This is a genomic window from Mesorhizobium sp. M7A.F.Ca.CA.002.04.1.1, assembly GCF_004022805.1.
GTDB lineage: Bacteria > Pseudomonadota > Alphaproteobacteria > Rhizobiales > Rhizobiaceae > Mesorhizobium > Mesorhizobium ciceri.
In genome coordinates this window covers 1-3,079 of record NZ_RZPL01000676.1, presented here as the reverse complement: position 1 = coordinate 3,079, position 3,079 = coordinate 1, and the positions used below count along the sequence as shown (strand labels likewise).

General features: G+C 62.9%; 3 protein-coding genes and 1 pseudogene. All 4 read left to right on the top strand.

The window, feature by feature from the left end; genetic code table 11:
* Nucleotides 1-100 (top strand): annotated as a pseudogene (locus ENZ75_RS35355) (ATP-dependent dethiobiotin synthetase BioD); the annotation flags it as partial.
* The gene (locus ENZ75_RS26580; protein ID WP_063169255.1) at nucleotides 100-1,365 is read left to right on the top strand and encodes an adenosylmethionine--8-amino-7-oxononanoate transaminase; all 1,266 of its coding nucleotides are present in this window, start codon (nucleotides 100-102) and stop codon (nucleotides 1,363-1,365) included. The pseudogene ENZ75_RS35355 and the gene ENZ75_RS26580, both read left to right, overlap by 1 nt.
* Entirely contained in the window at nucleotides 1,362-2,345 is a 984-nt protein-coding gene (locus ENZ75_RS26575) for a beta-ketoacyl-ACP synthase III (RefSeq protein WP_063169256.1), read from the top strand. Before ENZ75_RS26580 ends, ENZ75_RS26575 begins: the two co-directional genes overlap by 4 nt.
* Nucleotides 2,346-2,518: 173 nt before the next feature.
* Nucleotides 2,519-3,079 (top strand): MFS transporter (locus ENZ75_RS26570; protein WP_128278436.1); only part of this gene is annotated, 561 nt, incomplete at its 3' end.

The following is a 3,079-nucleotide window of genomic DNA, read 5'->3' as shown; positions in this document are numbered from 1 at the left end:
GCTGGGCAGGCTGCCGCACCTCGGTCCGCTGACGGGTGAAACGTTGAGAGATGCAATGATTTCCGGCTTCGACCTGGCCATGATTGCCGGAGGCGACTGATGGCGGAGTCTCGAGTCTGGCATCCGTTCACGCAGCACGCGCTAGAGCCCTCGCTCCCTGAAATCGTGCTGACTGAAGGCGCCTATCTCCACAAGGCCGACGGCTTCCGCATCCTCGATGCGATTTCTTCCTGGTGGGTCGTCACCCATGGCCATCGCCACCCCCGCATCATGAAGGCCATCGAGACGACCGCCTCGAGCCTCGACCAGATCATCTTCGCGGGCTTCACCCACGAGCCGGCCGAACGGCTGGCCGAGGCGCTTGTAGGCATCGCACCCGCCGGCCTCCACCGGGTGTTCTATTCCGACAGTGGCTCGACCTCAGTCGAAGTCGCGCTGAAGATGGCGCTCGGCTATTTCCGTAACATCGGCGCGTCGCGTTCGCGCATCGCCGTCATGGAGCACAGCTATCATGGCGACACCATCGGCACGATGAGCGTCGGCGCCCGTGGCGTCTTCAACGCCGCCTATGAGCCTTTGCTGTTCGAGGTCGACACCATCCCCTTCCCGGCCGCCGGGCGCGAGCAGGAAACGCTGGATCGGTTCGAGGCCGTTAGCCGCGACCGGCGCGCAGCCGCGCTGATCGTCGAGCCGCTGGTGCTTGGCGCCGGCGGCATGCTGATGTATCCGGCCTGGGTTCTTGCCGAATTGAAGAGGATCGCCGAAGCCTCCGGCACGCTCGTGATCGCCGATGAAGTGATGACCGGCTGGGGGCGCACCGGAACCATGTTTGCCTGCGAACAGGCGTCCGTCTCGCCCGACATCTTGTGCACCTCGAAAGGTCTGACCGGTGGTACCATCCCGCTGGCCGCCACGATCGCCACCGATGCCATCTTCCACGCTCACTTTTCGGAGGATCGCAAGAAGACGTTTTTCCATTCGAGCTCCTACACCGCCAATCCGATCGCCTGCGCGGCAGCACTTGCCAATGTCGAGATCTGGCGTGACGAGCCGGTGGCCGAGCGGATCGCGGTCTTGAGCGCGAGGCAGGCCGCGGGGCTGCAACGCTTCCGGGACAATCCATATTTCACCGACTGCCGGACAACCGGCACCATCGCGGCACTCGACCTACGCACCGGCTCAGCCGGTTATCTGGCCGAGATCGGGCCAAAACTGCGCGCTTTTTTCCTTGAGCGCGGCCTGTTGGTGCGCCCGCTCGGCAATGTCCTCTATCTTCTGCCGCCCTATTGCATCACCAGCGACGAATTGGACGGGCTCTATGACGCGATAGAGGAGGCCGGCGAACGCTTCGGCTCGCGGCCATGAACCTATCGTCGCGCGTTCTCGGCTTCGGCCATCATGCGCCGACGCGCAAGGTCGAGAACCCGGAAATCGAAGACCGGCTCGGGCTTGAGCCCGGCTGGATCGAGCGGCGCACCGGAATTCGCTCGCGCTTCTGGGCAACAGACGAAGACACGCTGTCGGGCCTTGCCGCCTCTGCCGGCGACATGGCGCTGACCAATGCCGGTATCGACCGCGGCGACGTCGGTCTACTCTTGCTCGCCACGTCGACGCCCGATCACCTTCTGCCGCCAAGCGCGCCGCTGGTCGCACATCGGCTGGGGCTAGGCCGCGCCGGAGCGATCGACCTGACCGGCGCCTGCGCCGGCTTCATCTATGCGCTGATGTTCGCCGACGGGTTCACCCGCCTGCACGGCAAAGCGAGCCTTGTCATCGCCGCCAACATCCTCAGCCACCGCATCAATTTGGCCGAGCGCGCCAGCGCCGTGCTGTTTGCCGATGCCGCCGGCGCCATGGTGATCAGTCCTTGCGATGACCCGGATCGAGGCATTCTCGGCGCTTCGGTGGATTCCGACGGCTCGCGCTACGGGCTAATCCAGATTCCCGCCGGGGGAAGCAACACTCCGTTCCATGCCGACCTCGACCTCGCGCAGACACGGATGACGATCACTGACGGCCGTGAAGTATTCAGCAAGGCCGTGGAGATGATGACCGCCTGCTCGAGAGATGCGCTCACTGCTGCCCGACTGAGGCCGCAAGACCTCGATCGTTTCGTGCCGCATCAGGCCAATGCGCGCATTTTCGACGCGGTCGGCAGGAACCTCGGCATCGCTGATCACTCGATCGTCAAGACGATCGCCGAATATGGCAACTCTTCCGCCGCGACGATCCCGCTCTCATTGTCGCTGGCCCATCGGGCGCAGCCGTTTCGGCCTGGCGAGAAAGTCCTCTTGGCGGCAGCGGGTGCGGGTCTCAGCGGCGGCGCGCTTGTGGTGGGAATTTAGCAAAGCAATGCTTGCGCACAGGACTGCTCATGAATGAGACTATGAGAATGGCTCAATACGCAAATAGTCGCCGGCAAGCTCCATAGAGCTGGGGTCCGTGCGGTGCTCCGCGATGTCTAAGTATCGACCCGCTTGCTCAAATCGCAGCGCTCATCGAAGGCCAGCAATACCTCATGCAGAGCGAAAATCCCCAACCGCCCGTTTCAAAGACGCTCGCCCCATTTCGAAACAAGGTGTTTCGCTCAATTTGGGCGGCCACCCAGATTTCCAGCCTCGGTTGGCTAGTGCAAACGGTCGCCATCAGTTGGCTTATGGCAACGATTTCAGCGTCCGACCTCATGGTGGCACTCGTCCAGGCCGCATCCACATTGCCGGTGTTCTTCCTCTCAGTTTTCGCCGGAGCCATTGCCGACAACTTCAGCCGCCGGTGGGTGATGTTTGCGGGACACTGCCTGATAGCATCGGCGTCGACGACGCTGATGATTTCTGTGGGTCTGGGATTTGTCAGTCCTTGGCTGATTCTCGGGTTAGGTTTCCTGGCCGGCTGCGGCTTTGCCTTGAATGATCCGGCTTGGCACGCTTCGGTCGGCGATATCCTTCACAAACGCGACATTCCGGCCGCAGTGACGCTTATGTCCGTCGGATACAACATTGTGCGCAGCGTTGGTCCAGCCTTGGGGGGCGTGATCCTGGCCGTCTTTGGGCCGCTGGCCGCTTTCGCCTTGGCTGCGGTG

What these genes read in the sequence shown, in the direction of transcription:
- ENZ75_RS26580 (WP_063169255.1), top strand. Translation starts at nt 100, where the DNA reads ATGGCGGAGTCTCGAGTCTGGCATCCGTTCACGCAGCACGCGCTAGAG.
- ENZ75_RS26575 (WP_063169256.1), top strand. Translation starts at nt 1,362, where the DNA reads ATGAACCTATCGTCGCGCGTTCTCGGCTTCGGCCATCATGCGCCGACG.